Genomic DNA, 17,831 nt, shown 5'->3' on the forward strand with positions numbered 1-17,831 from the left:
GCCCACCGTTCGGCGCGTGGGTGCTCGGCGGCCCACCGTTCGGCGGCCCACTGTTCGGCGGATCGGGGTTCGGTGGCCCACTGTTCGGCGGATCGGGGTTCGGTGGCCCACCGTTCGGCGGGTCGGGGTTCGGCGGGTCGGGGTCAGGCGGGGCGGGTGGGGTCGGCGGCGGCGAGCCGGGCGCGGGCGCCGTCGAGTAGCGCCTGGCAGGTCCGGGCCAGCTCCTCGCCGCGCTCCCACAGCGCCAGCGACTGCTCCAGCGTCACCCCGCCGGCCTCGAGTTGACGGACGACCTCCTCCAGCTCGGCGCGGGCGGTCTCGTAGCTGATCGCCGGCGCCGCCGGGGTGCCGGGAGAGTCGCCGACCGTCGTGGATCCAGGACTTTCGGACATCGCCACCTCCGCGCCCTCGCCTACCCAATTCCCGGCCAATGCGCCGCCATGGCCCGATCGTGACGCCTCGTGCCTCCGCGCGGCTCGGCCGCAATTCGACGTGGCGTGTCACGAGTATTCCTGACCGGCGCGGACGCCACGCCGGGTGCCACTCGAGCCTGAAATGTCGCACTCCGTCGGCGCAACGTGGTATCAATCAGGCGACAATCATGGTCGTAGCGGGTTGGCTCGGCGGAGATCCATAGTACAAGGTCACTGCAGGACGTTTCAGATTGGTGGCGGTCCGCGAATCTGCGGGCCCCACTCGGCTGACCGCCCGTCCGCTTCGGGCGGTCCGGAGGTACACCACATGCCCGGCGCACGTCCGTCGCTCCGACGTCAGGCCGTCGGTGGTCGCTCCCGGGGGCAGGTTCCACCCGCCTCTCCGGGAGGTCCGGTCCTGCTGCGGCACGACCTCGCCGGCACGGCGTCTCGCGACGCCAGTTCCATCGATCAGGGCGGCCGGGGTGCCCGGTCCAACCGGCGCACCCCGGCCGGCGGGCCGCTGCTGCGGCGCGCGGCCGGTCTCATCCTCGGGCTGGCGGTACTCATCCCGGCGGCTACCGCCTGGGACGGCTCACACGGATCCCACGGGAATCCCGCGCCGTCCGGGCGGCCTCCCGTCGCCGCCGGGGCCAGCCAGCACTGAGGTAGTCGAGGCCGGCCTCGCCACCGCAGCGATCATCCGGTGATACTGGATACCCGGGCCCGCAGGTCCGGGTATCCAGCCCGCGGAGCCTTCCCGGCAGCGCCGACTCCGGCGGCGGAGCAGTGTCCGACGATCGGCCTTTTATCGCTGCGCGCCGAACAATTGGTCTGAATGCCCACGAACTAACGATTCGTCATATCGGCCGCAGGACGGCGAGCCGAAATCCGGCCAGATAGCGGCCGGATCGTGCCGAGGCTTCGGTACGGTTCTGCGGCCGAAAACCGCGCCTGCCCCTCGGCACGATTCCGTGCGCAATGAGCCACGGAGAGACACGAAGGTTGCGGCCGCCCGCGGCCCACCGAGCGCCTGAGCACCCGAGCGCCTGAGCACCCGAGTGCCTGAGCGCCTGAGCGCCTGAGCGCCTGAGCACCCGAGCACCCTAGCGCTGCAGTGGCCCACCGTCGTCGCCCCATCGGTCCCCACGGCGACCGACCTGCGGGGCTCGTCCGAGGCCGCCGTCCGGGCCGGGGCTGGTCAGGTGCCGCTGGGCTGGATCGCCTGGACCGGCTGGAGCGACTCGGCGAGGACGACCAGATCCGCCTGGGACGCGCCGCCCTTCCCATCGCCGTCGTCGACGACCACCGTGAGGCCCCCGTCGGTCCGGCTGATGGCCAGCTGACCGTTGTTGCCCGGGCGCTGCTCCCAGGGGACCCCGTCGACGTCCACCGTCCCGCGCGCCGGGCGGTTGCCGAGCAGCTTCTGCACCGCGTTCGGCGCGTTGCTCTCCCGCAGCCGGGCGTACGTCCGGTGGCCGGAGCGGTCGACGACGTAGCCGACCGTCGCCTCGGCGACGTTGCCGCCGTCGGAGCTGCCGGTGGGGCCGGTCAGCCGCAGCGAGGTCGCCTTCCAGTAGCCGGGCAGCCCGGCGGGAGCGAGCGGGGTATAGGGCGTCTGCCGGGCGAAGGCCGCCAGCGGCTCGGCCGTCTCGACGACCTTGACCGCCGTCTCGTCGCCGCCGCGCGGCATCACGAAGATGACGAAGACCAGGACGCCCGCCATGACCGCGGCGAGGGAGAGGACCATGTCCCTGATCGTTTCCTGGCCGCGTCGCTGTCGTTGTGCCACGCCCCCATCTTCCAGGTCTCGGCGGGTCGATGGTGGCCCGGGACCGGTTTGGGCGGCCCCTTGCGGCGCCGGTGTGGTCGGAATCTCGCCCACGGCCTGCCGCGGACGGGGCGGAACGTCGACGGGCGGCCGTCACGCCCCCTCCGCGTGACGGCCGCCCGATCGAAGCGTTTGACGCCTGCATGCACCGGAAGGTTGCGCGCAGGTTTTCGGCTTCTGGTCTGTCACGCGCACGACAGTCCGGGTCCCCCGGTTCTCCTGACCGCGGTCGATGCTCCGGGTTACGGTGATCGGGGTGTAGATCCTCGTGTGGCTGCGTATCTCGGGCGCCTGCGGGGTGGCGGAACTAGGCTCACGGCCGTGCCTTCCGCTCCCGATGCCTTCGCCGCCAGGTCCTCCGACTCCTCGGCTGTGCCCGACACGCTGGCCGTGCAGGGGCAGGCCCCGGACCGCAACCTCGCCCTCGAACTCGTCCGCGTGACCGAGGCCGCGGCGCTCGCCGCCGCGCGCTGGGTCGGTCGTGGCGACAAGAACGGCGCCGACGGGGCCGCCGTCGACGCGATGCGCCGGCTCGTCGGCACCGTGTCGATGCGCGGCGTCGTCGTCATCGGCGAGGGGGAGAAGGACGAGGCCCCGATGCTGTTCAACGGCGAGCAGGTCGGCTCGGGTGAGGGGCCGGAGTGCGACGTCGCCGTCGACCCGGTCGACGGCACCACGCTCACCGCGAAGGGCATGAACAACGCCGTGTCCGTCATGGCGGTCAGCGAGCGCGGCTCGATGTACGACGCGAGCGCCTGCTTCTACATGGAGAAACTGGTCACCGGGCCGGAGGCGGCGGACGTCGTCGACATCACCGCCTCCGTCGAGGACAACATCCGGGCCGTGGCGAAGGCGAAGGCGATCCACCCGCGCGACGTCACCGTGGTCGTCCTGGACCGCCCGCGGCACGTCGAGCTCGTCGAGCAGATCCGCGCCGCCGGCGCTCGGGTGAAGCTCATCTCCGACGGCGACGTCGCCGGCGCCGTGATGGCCGCCTCCGCCGACACCGGCGTCGACCTGCTTCTCGGCATCGGTGGCACGCCGGAGGGGATCATCACCGCCTGCGCCGTGACGTGTCTCGGCGGGGTGATCCAGGGCCGGCTGTGGCCCAAGGACGAGGCCGAGCGCAGCAAGGTCGTCGCCCTCGGGCACGACCCGGAGCGGGTGTTGTCCACACGGGACCTGGTGGCCAGCGACAACGTCTTCTTCGTCGCGACGGGGATCACGGATGGTGAGCTGCTCGCCGGGGTACGGTACCGCCCGGGCGGCGCGAACACGTCGTCGCTGGTGATGCGCTCCCGCTCGGGCACGATTCGCCGGGTCGACAGCCAGCATCAGCTCACCAAGCTGCAGGCGTACTCCACCGTTCCGTTCTGATCTCACTTCGGGGAGGCGATCGCGTGGCGCGGCTGTCTCCCGCGGAGTTGTTCGTCCGGCTCGACCGGCCGGGGCCGCACGGCAGCGCGGCGGAGGTCCGCACGCTGGCCGCCGCCGCCCGCCGGTTCCTCGCCCACCCCAGGCCGCCCGTCCTGCTCGGCTGCGTGGGGACGCTCGCCGCCGTGCGCGCGGGCCGCGGGCCGTGGCGGGCGCGTGACACCCGCGTCGCCGTGGCCGCCGCCCTCGCCCAGCCGTTCGTGGAGTGGGGCGTGCACCGGCTGCTGCTGCACGCCCGCCCGGCCAGCCGGCTGGGCGCCATCGGCTACCAACTTGCCGGCTACGGCCACGAGCAGCATCATCGCGACCCGACCGACCTCGACACCATGTTCCTGCGCCCCCGCGAGGTCATCACCGGAACGGCCGTGGCGGCCCTGCCGGCGCTGCTCGGACCGCCCTGGGCGGCGACGGGGGCGCTGTGCGCGGGCGTCGGCGTCCTCGCCTACGACTGGACGCACTTCCTCATCCACACCCGGGTCCCGCCGCGCACGGCGTACTACCGGCGGCTCTGGCGCGGCCATCGGCTGCACCACTATCGCAACGAGCGCTACTGGCTCGGCGTGACCAGCCCCCTCGGGGATCTGGCCCTGCGCACGAACCCGCCGCGGGACGCCGTGGAGCTCTCCCCGACCGCTCGCGGCCTCGATTCCGCGGCGAACCCATGAGCGAAACCATGAGCGAACCCACGACCACTGGTCCGGTGTCTGGTGGGCGCGCAAACCGGTCGCCGGTCGTCGGCGGCCGACTCACGGGTTCAACGGGAACGCCGTCTCCGCTGTCCGGGCTGCTGCAGGGCTGACCCGGCCGTCAGTGCCCTGGTGGGCGGTGCGCTCGGTGTCGTGCGCGCAATGCTGGGCGAGGTCGGTCGGCACCTGTCGCCCTCCCGCATCGGGGCCGGCGCCGACGGCGGGGCTGGGCACGGCGGGGCTGGGCACGGCGGGACCGGGCAGCCGGGGCTCGGAGCGGCCGAGGCGGGGGCGAAACGGGCCGGACGACCGGGCCACGCGCGGAAAGCGAAAGGCCCGGTCCCGCGGCAACACCGGATGCGGCTCCGTCCGGCCGACTCCCTCCAGCCAGGCCAGCAGCCGGCTGTCCGGCGTCGTCGCGTCGACCGTCAGGCGGGCCAGAGCGAAGCGGTCGTCGGCGGGATGGGACAGCACATCGCGCACCGCGCAGGCCGAGCTGTAGCCGGCGGAGATCACCAACTGGCGGACGGACAGGTCATAGCCGCCGCCTGGGTAGGCGAACGTGCGCGGCTCGTCCCCCGTCGCCACGGCGAGGCGGCGCCGGGAAAGGGTCAGCTCCGCGATCACGTCCGCGCGCGCCAGCTCGTTGAGCGGTCGACCGGTGTGTCCGGACCCTCCTATCTCGATTCCCAGTCCGCGGATGCGATGTAGGTCGGCCCGATGGAAATAGCCCGGATCACCGACCCGAGAACTGGTCACGAAGACCGTCGCCGTCAGTCCCCACTCGGCCAGGCGGCGCAGCGCGTTCATTGTTTCCGCGCCGCCGTCGTCAAAGGTGATGACGATCGGATTCTTCGGGGCGGAGGCGACACCGAGGGAGGCGACATACCCGGACACCGTCATCGGCTGGCGGCCGGATGCGGCGATCAGGCCGCAGTGCCGGGCGAAGGTCGAGAGCGGCATGGGCCGACGCGGTGCGCCCCGGGTGGTGTGTGGGTCGAGCGAGCGGTAGCGCAGGACCGGGATCATCTGTCCGCGCCGGGCCGTCCGTAGACCGAGCGTCATCGCGGTCCGAGCGCGGCGCCATGCGCGTCTCGCTTGGCGCGCGGTTCGGGCGGAGCGAACGTCAAGCGGGCCTCCCTGTGAACGCCGCGGGCATGGACGCGGCATCGGGTAATGGCGCCGAAGTGCGTCCGAGGAGTGAGTCCGTGATGCGGCATGAAATGTAGCACGAGTGGCCCCAATAGCCGGTGAACCGGGAAGGCGAGTACCTTGCCGGCCGCCCGTCGGCGCCCACCATCATTGTGCTGATTAAGAAAACAGGACTTTTCCGAGAGGTGTCGCCGCGCAATCAGTGGATCGCCGGGGGCGCGGACGTGGTGCTGGAGTTGCGACTAGGGCATCCGGTGACCACCTGGCGCGGCCCGCTCGAGGCCTGGTGCGCGTCGTCGGCGCGGCCGGCACGCGCTGGGCTCCGACTGGCGCGCCCGGTCGTGCGCTCGTGCACCGTGGGCCCAACTGCCACATTGTGGCTCTCGGTGCCCGCGGGCGTTCCATTCCGGTCGGGGGCCGGGCCGAGGTTGCGGCCCGTCGGCTTCGGCCTGCCGATGTGTCCCGGCGCCGGCCGTGGAGCAGGGAAGGTCAGGGCGTGGGGGCGCCGCCGGAGCGGCGAGGCCGGATCCGGGTGAACGCCTGGCAGGCGCAGCGCGCGCAGTCATTGCCCTTGCGGTAATGCCGGTGCAGATCGCGGCTATGGCCGCAGCGACACCGATCCCACCACGAAGAGATCGCTCCCATGGAGCCCCCCCTCCTCGGCGCTACCACTCGGTGACATTACTCGGGCGCGATTATGTGTGGTCGCCGTGGTCGCCGTGGTCGGGGACCCCTCCGGGGGAGGGTCGGTGCGGCCGCTGGGGGCTCTTCGGCGCGGGTCGATGGTGCGGGGATCCCGCTTGGTGGGCCTGCTGGCTCACAGCGGCCAGGAAGGCCTAGTGGCCGGGGCGCCGGCGGCGTTCGGCGGCTGACTGGGCGGCGAGGGCGCGTTGCCGCTCGCGCCGGGCGATCTGCGCGCGCCGGCCGCGAAAAACCGCGATGAGGGCGACCAGCAGGAAGGCCGCCAGCAGGATCGGCGCGTGCAGGATCATCTCCGAGCCGATGTCGATCGTCTTGTTCCGCAGTCCGGAACTGCCGTCACCGGTGGAAGGATCAAGATAGCCGACGCCGATCGTGATGAGCGCGTACACCAGCGGCGGCATGATCACGACGCCGATCAGATCGTCGGTGTGGACCCGCACCGCGACGAGCACGCAGGCGCCGATGAACAGCGTGCCGAACGCGTACTTCAGCGAGCCGAAGGCGACCGAGTCGATGAGGGCACCGACCCCGCCGACAACGAGCACGATGATCCCGGTGCCGAGCGCGGTCAGCCCCCGCCTGCTGCCGGTGAACAGCGTGGGCGGCGGCGCGCTCGCGCGGCCTCGCGAGCCGCGGACATACGGATCGTCGAACCTGTCGGCGCGCACGGATCTACCCGGCGGCCCGGCTGACTGCCGATGCGGCGGCACACTCACGAACGCAAGGTACCGCCCGGGGATTTCGAATGCGTCAGGACGATGCATCAGACCGCGGCATCGGCCCCGTGTCGGAACCTTCGGTGGTCGAACCACTGCTTTGCGTCGTGTCGTCATTGTCTTTCTGGTTGTTTGNCCCCGATGTCCTCCCCGCCGCTTCTGCCCAGGTCCGATATCCGACATCCCCGGTCCCGTCGGCGGTCGGCGCCGCCTGTTCCGGCAGGCCGGGGTCCTGCAGTAGTTCCGCCGCGGACAGCGCGCGCACGCCGGACTCCACGGGCGCGGGGCTCGGCAGCGCCGCCTCGACCACTTCCATGGCGGCGAGCCGGCGGGCGGGGGTGAGCACCCGGCTCTCCAGCGAACCGACGGTCGCGTTGAAGTCCCCGACCGCCCGGCCCAGCGAGCGGCCGAGCCGGTCGACATGTTCGCCGAGCGTGCCCAGACGAGTGTAGAGATCCCGGCCGAGCTCGAAGATCTCCCGGGTCCGCGTGGTCAACGCCTCCTGGGTCCAGGCGTGGGCGATGGTCCGCAGCATCGCGATCAGCGTGGTCGGGGTGGCGATGATGACCCTCTTGGCGGCGGCGTGCTCCAGCAGGCCCGGATCGTGGTCGAGCGCCGGGGCGAGGAACGCCTCGGCGGGCACGAACAGCACCACGAACTCCGGCGAGGCCGGCAGCCGCCGCCAGTACGACTTCGCGGCGAGCCCGTCGACGTGGGCGCGCAGGTGGCGGGCGTGGGCGGCCATCCGCCCGGCGCGGTAGGCCTCGTCGGTGCTCTCGGCGGCGTCGAGGAAGGCCGCCAGCGGGACCTTCGCGTCGACGACGACGTTGCGCCCACCGGCGAGGTGAACCACCATGTCGGGCCGCAGCGGGCCGTCGTCGCCCTGGACGGTCATCTGCTCGGTGAAGTCACAGCGGTTGAGCATGCCGGCCACCTCGGCGACCCGGCGTAGCTGCATCTCCCCCCACGCCCCGCGGGCCTGCGGGCGGCGCAGGACCGTGACCAGCGCCGCCGTCTCGGTTCGCAGGCTCTCCGACGCCTCGCGGGCGAAGCGCACCTGCTCCACGAGCGCCGCATACGCCTCCGTGCGGGCCGTCTCCAGCTCGTGCAGGCGACTCTCCATCCGCCCCAGGGCGTCGCGCAGCGGGGTGACCATGCCCTCCACCGCCGCGCGGCGGGCGTCGAGATCGCCGCGGGCGCGGGCGCCGGCCTCGTCGAGCCGGGCGGCGGCCAGCTCCACGAGCTGGCGGCTCGCCCCCTCCAGCGCCTGCGCGGACAGCGCCCGGAAGCTCTCGGCGAGCCGATCCTGGCTCTGCTCGACCAGGGCGACCCGCTCGACCGCGGCGCGCCGCTCGTACTCCAGCGCCGTGCGCAGGCCGGCGACGTCCGACTCGGCGAGCTGGGCGCGCTCGGCGCTCGCCGCGGCGGCCGCGCGGGCGGAGTCCCGCTCCTGCAGGAGCGTCGCCTGCGCGGCGGCGAGCGCCGCGTAGCGCGGATCGGCCAGCCGGCGGGCGGCGAACAGGCCGCCCACGGCCCCGACGGCCAGCCCGAGGAGGGTCAGCAACGCGCTGGTGGTGTTCACAATGGGAAGGCAATCACGACCCTCCGGCAGTTTCGCGGCAAGTCGGTCAGCGGCGTGGCGACCGCCGCCGGGTCGGCCGCGTTCCCGGCGGCACGGGCCCGCGAGAGCCCGCCCGCCTCCCGCCCGCCTCCCGCCCGCCTCCCGCCCGCCTCCCGCTCGCCGGACCCCGCCGGCGCGCTGTCCGCCGGCCCGTAGACTGATCCGCCATGGGCTTGTCGATCGGTATCGTCGGGCTGCCCAACGTCGGCAAGTCCACGTTGTTCAACGCCCTGACGCGCAATGATGTGCTCGCCGCGAACTACCCGTTCGCGACGATCGAGCCGAACGTCGGCGTCGTCGGCGTCCCCGACCCGCGGCTCGACGAGCTGGCGAAGCTGTACGACAGCGCCCGCGTCGTGCCGGCGACGGTCAGCTTCGTCGACATCGCCGGGCTCGTCCGCGGCGCGTCCGAGGGCCAGGGGCTGGGCAACCGCTTCCTCGCGAACATCCGCGAGTCCGACGCGGTCTGCCAGGTCGTCCGGGTGTTCTCCGACCCCGACGTCGTGCACGTCGAGGGCAAGGTCGACCCGGCCGACGACATCGAGACGATCAACACCGAGCTCATCCTCGCCGACCTGCAGACCCTCGACGCCCGGCTGCCCAAGCTGGAGAAGGAGGCCCGCGCGGACAAGGCGAAGCAGCCGCTGCTCGCCGCCGTGAAGGCCGCCCGCGAGGTCCTCGACGCCGGCCGCACCCTCTCCTCCGATCCGAAGATCGATCGGGACGCGCTGCGCGAGCTGTTCCTGCTCACCGCGAAGCCGTTCCTGTACGTGTTCAACGTCGACGAGGACGTCCTCGCCGACCCCGGCCGCCACAAGGAGCTCGTCGAGTCGGTCGCGCCCGCCGACGCGATCGTGCTGTGCGCCAAGGTCGAGGCCGAGCTCGCCGAGCTGGACGACGCCGACGCCGCCGAGCTGCTCGCCTCCCTCGGCCAGGAGGTCAGTGGCCTGGCCCAGCTCGCCCGGATCGGCTTTCACACCCTCGGCCTGCAGACCTTCCTCACCGCCGGCCCGAAGGAATCGCGCGCCTGGACGATCAAGGCCGGCGCGACCGCCCCCGAGGCTGCCGGCGCCATCCACACCGACTTCCAGCGCGGCTTCATCAAGGCCGAGATCGTCTCCTTCGACGAGCTCATCGCCGCCGGCTCCATGGTCGCCGCCCGCGCCGCCGGCAAGGTCCGCATGGAGGGCAAGGACTACGTCATGGCCGACGGCGACGTCGTCGAGTTCCGCTTCAACGTCTGACCGGTCGGTGCTTCCGCCGGTCCGTGGCGCAACCAGGCCGCCTGGCGCAACTGCCTACCTGCGCCGTCGCGTGGACTGCGGCGGCGTGAGCCTGCGCCGACCCTGATCGCTACGATCTGTCGGTGACCGGTACCACCAGCAGTGACGGGAGGCGGCCGACCGGAGCCGGCACTCCGCCGGGCCCTCGTCGAGCGGACGCCCGAATCCGGCGACAAAGCTCTATGACCTCGACCGGTCCGACATCCAGGAGATCATCGACGGTTCGGACGACGAGTTTCCCTACTGCCGGGGCTTCATCGTCGCCCTCGGCCGCGAGTTCCACGAGGCCGTGAGCGCCAACCCCGCCGCGGCGATACCCGATGCCGAATGCGAACGGATGTGCTACTTCTTCGCCCATCTGCACCGGGAGCGGTTCGGAGGCTGGCCGAATACCGGTTCGGGCATTTCCTGGGAGTCCGCCAGCAATGCGGCCGGCGCACAACTCCGCCCTCCGTCCCGACCCCAGTCGGCGATCGTGGTGTTCCGCGGAACCACGTCGTGTCCGGTCTCCAGCTCTCACGATCGTGGTGTTCCGCGGAACCGCGACAGGCGTCCAACCACGACCTCAACTCGGCGATCTTGGTGTTCCGCGGAACCGGAGACGGGCGGGATCCGCTCCAGTCCGACCCGGCGAATCAAAGATCAGTAGTCCATGATTGCCGGGATGGGGATGGCGTCGCTGCACCCGAGCCGGTGATGAAGGTGGACGAGGCACGCGGGCGGCTCAATGCGGCCGGCTCGGACGGGCGGTTGAGGCGGGCGACCCGTGCGAGGCGGCCGCTCCCGCGGGTACAAAGCTGCCGCGGGATGTCGACCGGGCTGGTCGGTCCGGGCCGAGCGGGCCGGGCCGGGGCGGGGCCGCCGGATTCCGGTTATGGCTGAATGCGGGAAAGGACGGACGGACGTGGCGGGCGACGACGAGCAGGCGCGGGACGACCGGGTGATCTGCCATCTGGTCGGGCGGATCGCGTGGTCGGTCGGGGCGGCCGGGTACCGGCCGGCGAGCCTCGGCACCGAGGGGTTCATCCACTTCTCCACCCCGGCGCAGGTCGTCGCCACCGCCAACCGGTTCTACGCCGGCCGCGACGATCTGCTGCTCGTCGTGGTCGACCCGGAGCGGCTCACCGCCCCGCTGCGCTGGGAGCCCCCCGCCGCTCCCGCCGCTCCCGCCGCTCCCGCCGTTCCCGCCGCTGCGGCCGCTGCGGCCGGGGGTGCCGCGCAGCCACCGGACGGCACGCCGTCGGCGGGGACTCTGCCGTCGTCGGGGGCCGTGCCTGTCGGCGCGAGCGAACCGGCGGCCGGGGAGCTGTTCCCGCATCTGTACGGGCCGATCGATGCCGGGGCGGTCGCGGCGGTCGTGCCGTTCCCGCCGGAGCCGGACGGCACGTTCAACGTCCCGTCCACCCTCTGGTGATCTCCAGCCGGCACACCGTGCCGGCCCAGCGGCCGAAACGGGCGTAGCGGGCGCGGACCTCCCGCTCCCCGGCCGGGCCGGGCAGGCCCGCGAGCTCGCCGACGCGGGCCTTGGCCCAGGCGTCGAGGGCGAGCCCGCGGGGGCGGCCGAGCAGGCCGAGCAGCCCGTCGGCGCTGACCGGGCCGAAGCCGGGCAGGGCGCGGATCTCGGTGGCGACCTCGTCGTCGCTCGGGCCGCGCGGACCGCGGTCCCACCAGCGTTCGACGTCGAGGGTGCCCGCGTCGATCCGCTGGGCGAGGATGGCCAGCGATCCGGCACGGTAGCCCCAGCCCGCCCGATCGCGCAGGAACTGCGGACCGCGGTCGGCAACGGCCCGCGCCACCGCCGCCGCGTCCGGGAACGCTCGTTCCCCGGCCGGGCCGCGCGCGCCGAACAGCTCCACCAGCGCGTCGAGCATCGACCGGGTCCGGGTCAGCGCGGCGTTCGTCGCGGCGAGCGCGCGGACCAGATCCTCCCAGACGCTCGGGCTCCGCAGCAGCCGGCCGTGGCCGCCGGCCGCCACCCAGGCGAGGTCCGGCTCGCCGGCCAGCGTGGCATACAGATCGGCGAGGTCCTCGTCGAGCGCGAGCGCGTGCCGCACCTGGCGGCGGATGGCCTCCCGGTCGGCGTCGCCGCCGGTCGCGCGGCCCCAACTGACGATGAGAGGTGGACCGGCACCGCCGGGGGCGGCGGACTCGCGGACGGTGATCGCCAGTGGGCCGGCCTGCGGGGTGACCAGGACGCGGTGCCACTCGCCGCGGTCGAGGTCGAAACAGGACGGCCCGAGGCCGCTCGCCGCGTGGCTGAGCGCGACCGCGGCCAGCCGGAAGCCGGGCGGCAGTGGGCCCAGGCGCAGCGTCCCGACACGGGGGAGGTCGGCGCCGGGCGGCAGCCGGCCGAACCGGCCGCCGGCCCGGATCTCCGCCGCCGCCTGCGCGCCCACCGCCCGCGATCACCTCCGTCGTACGCCTGAGGTGATCATGCCGCATGCCGGCTCGGCCGGGCGGGCAAGCCGGATCGGTCAGTAGGAAACGCCCGCCGAGTAGAGGATCTGGGAGATCCTGCGGGCCAGGGCGACGTCGAGTTCGGTGACGCCGCCGACGGAGTGCGTCCAGACCGTGAACGTCGTGGTCCCCGGGCCGCGGTCGATCACCGGGTGGTGATCCATCTCGTCGGCGGCGTGAGCCACCTCGGCGGCGATCGCATCGGCCTCGTCGCCGTCGACCATGATCTGCAGTTGGATGCGGTCGGCGTCGCCGAGCCAGCCGGGAAGCGCCGCCAACGCGTCCGCGACCTCGGCGTTGTCCAGTTTGGTCGGCATGCTGCTGCCCTCCGTCTTCGGGCCCGGCGGTCCGGCGACCGCGGGCCGGGTTGACCATGGCTGTGTGCCTAGCCGCTCTCGGGATGGTCGGCGCGGCGGCGCGCCGGACCGGAATCCGATCCGTCGCCGTCGCTGCTCCCGCACCAGGTCTCCTGCCCTTCGGTGGCCTGATCGGGCCATCCGACCCGAACCGCTGGTATCCGATCCTTCGATGGCCGGAGTCTGGGAGAGTCCGGCACCATGAATGCGGATGTGGGCGGCCCGCCTGCCGGCGCTCCTACCCCGCCGGGACGGGGCGCAACGCCCGGAGAGCAACCCGACGGCAGCGCGCCGGCCGTATCGGCTGGGACCGCGGTATCGGCTGGGACTGCGGTGCCGCCTGCGGCGCGGGGTCGACTGGTCGTGGCGGTCGCCCTCCTCGACGATGAGCGCCGGGTGCTGGCCGCCCGGCGCCGGGAGCCGCCGGCCTACGCCGGGATGTGGGAGTTTCCCGGCGGCAAGGTCGAGCCGGGCGAGGATGAGCTCGATGCGCTCGTGCGGGAGTGTCGGGAGGAGCTCGACGTCGAGATCGAGGTCGGGCCGCCGCTGGGCGAGGTGGAGCTGGCGAGCCCGGGGTGGATCCTGCGGGTGTGGTTCGGGCGGGTCGTCGGACGCAGTCCCCGCCTGCTCGATCACGACGAGCTGCGCTGGCTGGCCGCCGACGAGCTCGACGACGTCCGCTGGATGCCGGCGGACGGCCCGCTCGTGGAGAAACTCCGCGACGCGCTGACCGGCCCGGATCCGATTCGCTGGCCCCATCGGCCCTGACGCCCGAGCCCCGAGTCCCGGCCGCCTCAGCTGCTGATCGTTTCCAGGGTTCCTTGCCCTTCCACAGGGTTTTGTGTCTGATTTATCCCTGCGAATAGCCTGCGAATAGGCAAGGAAGCGCCGCGGGGCCCGCCGCGCCGAGGCGGCTGGGGCCATCGCCGCCGGGAGGTGGCCGCGCGGGTGCGGGGAGGCGGCGCGGGGGTGTCGGGCAGGGGTGGCCGTGGCGGGGCGGACACGCCGGGGCGAGGTGTCCGTACCATGGGCGGTGGCACGAACGTCGCCAGTGCCCGTCTGGCGGGCGCGTCGGCGTGCCTCGGCGCAGATCGGCGCGGCGGAGTTCCGCTGCGGCGTTCGCGTCACCGGTTCCAGCCGGCACCGTCGTTCGCACGGTGCCGTTGTCGTTGTTGCGGGGTCGAGAGCCCCACGTCCGCCCCGGAGCGCCCCACCGTGTCCCTTCGTGCCGATCTTCGTAACGTGGCCATCATCGCCCACGTCGACCATGGCAAGACCACGCTCGTCGATGCCATGCTGCGCCAGTCCGGCGCCTTCGGCGAGCACGCTGAACTGACCGACCGCGTGATGGACTCGATGGATCTTGAGCGCGAGAAGGGCATCACGATCCTCGCGAAGAACACCGCGGTCCGTCACGGCGACATGACGATCAACATCATCGACACCCCCGGCCACGCCGACTTCGGCGGCGAGGTGGAGCGCGGCCTGTCCATGGTCGACGGCGTGCTGCTGCTGGTGGACGCGAGCGAGGGCCCGCTGCCGCAGACCCGCTTCGTGCTGCGCAAGGCGCTCGCGGCCCGGCTGCCGGTGGTGCTGGTCATCAACAAGGTGGACCGGTCCGACGCGCGGATCGCCGAGGTCGTCGACGAGACCTACGAGCTCTTCCTCGACCTCGACGCGGACGAGGAGCAGATCGACTTCCCGATCATCTACTGCAACGCCAAGGCCGGCCGCGCCTCGACGACCCGCCCGGCCGACGGCGCGAGCCCCGACTCGCCGGACCTCAAGCCGCTGTTCGACCTGCTGCTGGAGACCGTCCCGGCGCCGTCGTTCGACCCGGACGCGCCGCTGCAGGCGCTGGTCACCAACCTCGACGCGTCGCCCTACCTCGGCCGCCTGGCGCTGTGCCGCGTGCACAACGGCACGATCAAGCGCGGCCAGCAGGCCACCCTGTGCCGCGCGGACGGCACTCAGACGCGCGTCAAGATCAGCGAGATGCTGATGACCCAGGCGCTGGAGCGGGTGCCGGCGGAGGAGGCCGGGCCGGGCGACATCATCGCCATCGCCGGCATTCCCGACATCACCATCGGTGAGACCCTCGCCGACCTGGACGACCCCCGTCCGCTGCCGGTGATCACCGTCGACGAGCCGTCGATCAGCATGACGATCGGCATCAACACCTCGCCGCTGGCGGGCAGGTCCGGCAAGAAGCTCACCGCCCGGCTGGTGAAGAACCGCCTGGACGCCGAGCTCGTCGGCAACGTGTCCATCCGCGTGCTGCCGACCGAGCGGCCCGACACGTGGGAGGTGCAGGGCCGCGGTGAGCTCCAGCTCGCCGTCCTCGTCGAGCTGATGCGCCGCGAGGACTTCGAGCTGACCGTCGGCAAGCCGCAGGTGGTCNCCCGGATCGTCGACGGCAAGGTGCACGAGCCGGTGGAGCGCCTCACCATCGACGCGCCCGAGGAGTTCCTCGGCACGCTCACCCAGCTCCTCGCGCTGCGCAAGGGCCGGGTCGAGCAGATGGTCAACCACGGCACCGGCTGGATCCGGCTGGAGTACCTGGTCCCCGCCCGCGGGCTGATCGGCTTCCGGACCGAGTTCCTCACCGAGACCCGTGGCACCGGCCTGCTGCACCACGTCTTCGACCGGTACGAGCCCTGGTTCGGCGAGCTGCGGACGCGGGCCACCGGCTCGATGGTCGCCGACCGCAGCGGGGTGGCCACCGCCTACGCGCTGTTCAACCTCCAGGAGCGCGGCACGATGTTCATCGGGCCGACGACCGAGGTCTACGAGGGCATGATCTGCGGCGAGAACTCCCGGGCGGACGACATGGACGTCAACCCGACCAAGGAGAAGAAGCTGACGAACATGCGCTCGTCCACCGGTGACGAGCTGGTCCGGCTCACCCCGCACCGGGTGCTCACCCTCGAGCAGGCGCTGGAGTTCTGCCGCGAGGACGAGTGCGTCGAGGTGACGCCGGGCTTCGTCCGACTCCGCAAGGTGGCGCTCACCGCCGGGGAGCGGGAGAAGCTGCGCTCGCGGCGCCGCTGACCCTGGCGGGCGGTCGTCGGGACGGGCCTGTGGCCGCAACGGGCCGTAGGGTCGGGATGGTGACATCTGCTACCACGCCGTCGGCCCCGTCCACCCCGCCGGCCGCCCGCCGGCTGATGTTCGTCCACGCCCATCCCGACGACGAGGTGATCTCCACGGGGATCGCGCTCGCCTCCTACGCCGCGGCCCCGGACACCTCCGTCACCCTCGTGACCTGCACGTTGGGGGAGGAGGGCGAGGTGCTGGTGCCCGAGCTGATCAATCTGCGGGCGGATCGCGGCGATCAGCTCGGCGGCTACCGGATCGGCGAGCTCGCCGGGTCCTGCGCCGCGCTCGGCATCACCGACCAGCGTTTCCTCGGCGGTCCGGGCCGCTGGCGGGACAGCGGCATGATCGGCACCCCGCCGAACGACCATCCCCGCAGCCTGTGGCGGGCCGACCTGGACGAGGCGACGGCCGAGCTGGTCCGGATCGTCCGCGACGTCCGGCCGCACGTGCTGGTCAGCTACGACTCCCACGGCGGCTACGGGCATCCCGACCACATCCGGGCCCACCAGGTCACCGTGCGGGCCTTCACCGACGCCGCCGACCCGGCGTTCGCCCCGGGCACCGGCGAGCCCTGGCAGGTCGCCAAGCGCTACGAGACGGCGATGCCCCGCTCGCGAGCCGTCGCGGGGTTCGAGCTCTTCCACGACTCCGCCGACCGGAACAACCCCTTCGCCGGCCTGAAGTCCGTCGACGACCTGGCGATGAGGCTCGTCGACGACGCCGACATCACCGCCGAGATCTCCGCGCCGGAGTTCTTCGACGCCAAGATCGCCGCGATGCGGGCGCACCGGACCCAGATGGCCGTCGACGGCTTCTTCTTCGCCCTCGCCGACGGCATCGGCCAGCGGGCGTGGGGTGTGGAGCACTTCGTGCTCGCCGCGGGCACCCGTGGCCCCGGCGACGGGCCCGACGGCCGCGAGCGGGACCTGCTCGCCGGCGTCACCTTCTGACCATCGTGGGAATCCCGCCGGCCTGCCCGCCGTTGGTGCACATGTGCAGCGGTGTAACGCTGTAATCAGTGCACGCACGGGTGCGGGCCCGGGAGGTCGGATGCACGCCAGCAACGAGGGATATCCCCACCGTCCGGATGAGCCGTTGGACGCCTACTCGACGATCGTCACCCAGGTCGCCGCCGCGCTGACCCCGTCGGTGGCCAGCCTGCGGGTGCGGACCCGGCGCGGGGCCGGGGCGGGATCGGCCGTGGTGTTCACCGACGACGGCTTCCTGCTCACCTCGGCCCACGTCGTCGAGGGGCTGCTCGGCGGGGGCGGCTCCCCGGTCGGGCTCGCCCAGTTCGCCGACGGGACCGAGCGCGAGTTCGACGTCGTCGGCGCCGACCCGCTGTCCGATCTCGCCGTGCTGCGGGCCCGTGGCGCGACGCCGCGGGCCGCCGTCCTCGGCGACGCCGCCGGGCTTCGGGTCGGCCAGCTCGTCGTCGCCGTCGGCAACCCGCTCGGGCTGACCGGCAGCGTGACGGCCGGCGTCGTGAGCGCGCTCGGCCGGTCGCTGCCGACCCGCGCCGGCTCCGCGGTGCGGGTGGTGGACGAGGTCATCCAGACCGACGCGGCGCTGAACCCGGGCAACTCGGGCGGCGCGCTCAGCACGGCCGACGCCCGGGTGATCGGGATCAACACGGCCGTCGCCGGGGTGGGGCTGGGGCTCGCCGTCCCCGTCAACGCGGCGACCCGGAAGATCCTCGCCGCGCTCATGCGGTACGGGCGGGTGCGCCGGGCCTACCTCGGCGTGGCCGGGGTTCGGGTCCCGCTGCCGCCGGCCGTCGCGGAGCGCACCCGCCAGAGCCACGGCGTCCGTCTCGCCGAGGTGGTCGTCGACAGCCCGGCGGGCGGCGCGGGCCTGTTCACCGGGGACCTCGTGCTGTCGCTGGACAGGGTTCCCATCGTCACCCCCGCTGACCTTCAGCGGCTGCTGACGGAGGCCACGATCGGCCGCGCGGTGGAGCTGACGGTCTGGCGGCGCGGCGCCATGGTGGACGTCATCGTCGTCCCCCGGGAGCTCGTGACCACCTGACCCTCGTCAGGTGCCCGAGTGGGGCACGCCGGGTGGGGTGAGGTCGTGGCCGG

At 72.9% G+C, this 17,831-nt stretch carries 14 protein-coding genes and 2 pseudogenes; 9 read left to right on the plus strand and 7 right to left on the minus strand.

Features of this window, described 5'->3' with window-relative positions; genetic code table 11:
* Window positions 1-143: 143 nt before the first annotated feature.
* Window positions 144-392, minus strand: coding sequence for an exodeoxyribonuclease VII small subunit (locus FF36_RS03175; RefSeq protein ID WP_044883433.1), 249 nt, complete (start codon window positions 390-392; stop codon window positions 144-146).
* Between the two features lie 1,222 nt (window positions 393-1,614).
* Entirely contained in the window at window positions 1,615-2,205 is a 591-nt protein-coding gene (locus FF36_RS03185) for a DUF4245 domain-containing protein (protein WP_082121628.1), read from the minus strand.
* A 360-nt stretch (window positions 2,206-2,565) separates the two neighbouring features.
* Here FF36_RS03185 and glpX point away from each other — a divergent pair, with 360 nt between their 5' ends.
* On the plus strand, window positions 2,566-3,621 hold the full coding sequence (glpX, locus tag FF36_RS03190; protein ID WP_236705476.1) for a class II fructose-bisphosphatase: 1,056 nt from the start codon (window positions 2,566-2,568) through the stop codon (window positions 3,619-3,621).
* 23 nt (window positions 3,622-3,644) lie between these two features.
* Window positions 3,645-4,343, plus strand: coding sequence for a sterol desaturase family protein (locus FF36_RS03195; RefSeq protein WP_044883436.1), 699 nt, complete (start codon window positions 3,645-3,647; stop codon window positions 4,341-4,343).
* 81 nt (window positions 4,344-4,424) lie between these two features.
* Here the strand turns inward: FF36_RS03195 and FF36_RS03200 are convergent, their stop codons facing one another.
* From FF36_RS03200 to FF36_RS36905, 3 genes and pseudogenes are all read right to left on the minus strand, one after another.
* Window positions 4,425-5,327 carry a polysaccharide deacetylase family protein gene (locus FF36_RS03200; RefSeq protein ID WP_242422258.1) on the minus strand — a complete coding sequence of 301 codons (903 nt, stop codon included), beginning with the start codon at window positions 5,325-5,327 and terminating at the stop codon, window positions 4,425-4,427.
* Between the two features lie 1,025 nt (window positions 5,328-6,352).
* Window positions 6,353-6,982, minus strand: coding sequence for a DUF6542 domain-containing protein (locus FF36_RS03205; protein ID WP_173667228.1), 630 nt, complete (start codon window positions 6,980-6,982; stop codon window positions 6,353-6,355).
* Between the two features lie 88 nt (window positions 6,983-7,070).
* Window positions 7,071-8,090, minus strand: a pseudogene (locus tag FF36_RS36905) (DNA recombination protein RmuC); the annotation flags it as partial.
* Between the two features lie 632 nt (window positions 8,091-8,722).
* Between FF36_RS36905 and ychF the strand changes: the two are divergent.
* Both ychF and FF36_RS03220 read left to right on the plus strand, forming a co-directional pair.
* Window positions 8,723-9,799, plus strand: coding sequence for a redox-regulated ATPase YchF (gene ychF / locus FF36_RS03215; protein ID WP_044883439.1), 1,077 nt, complete (start codon window positions 8,723-8,725; stop codon window positions 9,797-9,799).
* A 943-nt stretch (window positions 9,800-10,742) separates the two neighbouring features.
* Window positions 10,743-11,252 carry a DUF952 domain-containing protein gene (locus FF36_RS03220; RefSeq protein ID WP_242422260.1) on the plus strand — a complete coding sequence of 170 codons (510 nt, stop codon included), beginning with the start codon at window positions 10,743-10,745 and terminating at the stop codon, window positions 11,250-11,252.
* Here FF36_RS03220 and FF36_RS03225 read toward each other — a convergent pair.
* Both FF36_RS03225 and FF36_RS03230 read right to left on the minus strand, forming a co-directional pair.
* Entirely contained in the window at window positions 11,227-12,234 is a 1,008-nt protein-coding gene (locus tag FF36_RS03225) for a DNA glycosylase family protein (protein ID WP_044883440.1), read from the minus strand. The two genes, FF36_RS03220 and FF36_RS03225, sit on opposite strands and share 26 nt — an antisense overlap.
* Window positions 12,235-12,312: 78 nt before the next feature.
* The gene (locus FF36_RS03230) at window positions 12,313-12,612 is read right to left on the minus strand and encodes a 4a-hydroxytetrahydrobiopterin dehydratase (RefSeq protein ID WP_044883441.1); all 300 of its coding nucleotides are present in this window, start codon (window positions 12,610-12,612) and stop codon (window positions 12,313-12,315) included.
* Between the two features lie 402 nt (window positions 12,613-13,014).
* Here FF36_RS03230 and FF36_RS03235 point away from each other — a divergent pair, with 402 nt between their 5' ends.
* The 5 genes and pseudogenes from FF36_RS03235 to FF36_RS03250 all read left to right on the plus strand — a co-directional run bounded on the left by FF36_RS03235 (window position 13,015) and on the right by FF36_RS03250 (window position 17,778).
* Window positions 13,015-13,419, plus strand: a complete 405-nt coding sequence (locus tag FF36_RS03235; protein ID WP_236705479.1) for a (deoxy)nucleoside triphosphate pyrophosphohydrolase — start codon at window positions 13,015-13,017, stop codon at window positions 13,417-13,419.
* 447 nt (window positions 13,420-13,866) lie between these two features.
* Window positions 13,867-15,051: GTP-binding protein (locus tag FF36_RS36910; protein WP_242422261.1), on the plus strand; the 1,185-nt coding region annotated here is incomplete at its 3' end.
* 1 nt (window position 15,052) lies between these two features.
* Window positions 15,053-15,702, plus strand: a pseudogene (locus tag FF36_RS36915) (large ribosomal subunit assembly factor BipA); the annotation flags it as partial.
* Window positions 15,703-15,818: 116 nt separating this feature from the next.
* Window positions 15,819-16,700 (plus strand): N-acetyl-1-D-myo-inositol-2-amino-2-deoxy-alpha-D-glucopyranoside deacetylase, encoded by an 882-nt coding sequence (gene mshB, locus FF36_RS03245; RefSeq protein WP_044883444.1) that lies wholly within the window; start codon window positions 15,819-15,821, stop codon window positions 16,698-16,700.
* A 100-nt stretch (window positions 16,701-16,800) separates the two neighbouring features.
* Window positions 16,801-17,778, plus strand: coding sequence for a S1C family serine protease (locus FF36_RS03250; protein ID WP_044883445.1), 978 nt, complete (start codon window positions 16,801-16,803; stop codon window positions 17,776-17,778).
* The last annotated feature ends 53 nt before the right edge of the window (window positions 17,779-17,831 follow it).

Source organism: Frankia torreyi (genome assembly GCF_000948395.1).
Lineage (GTDB): Bacteria > Actinomycetota > Actinomycetes > Frankiales > Frankiaceae > Frankia > Frankia torreyi.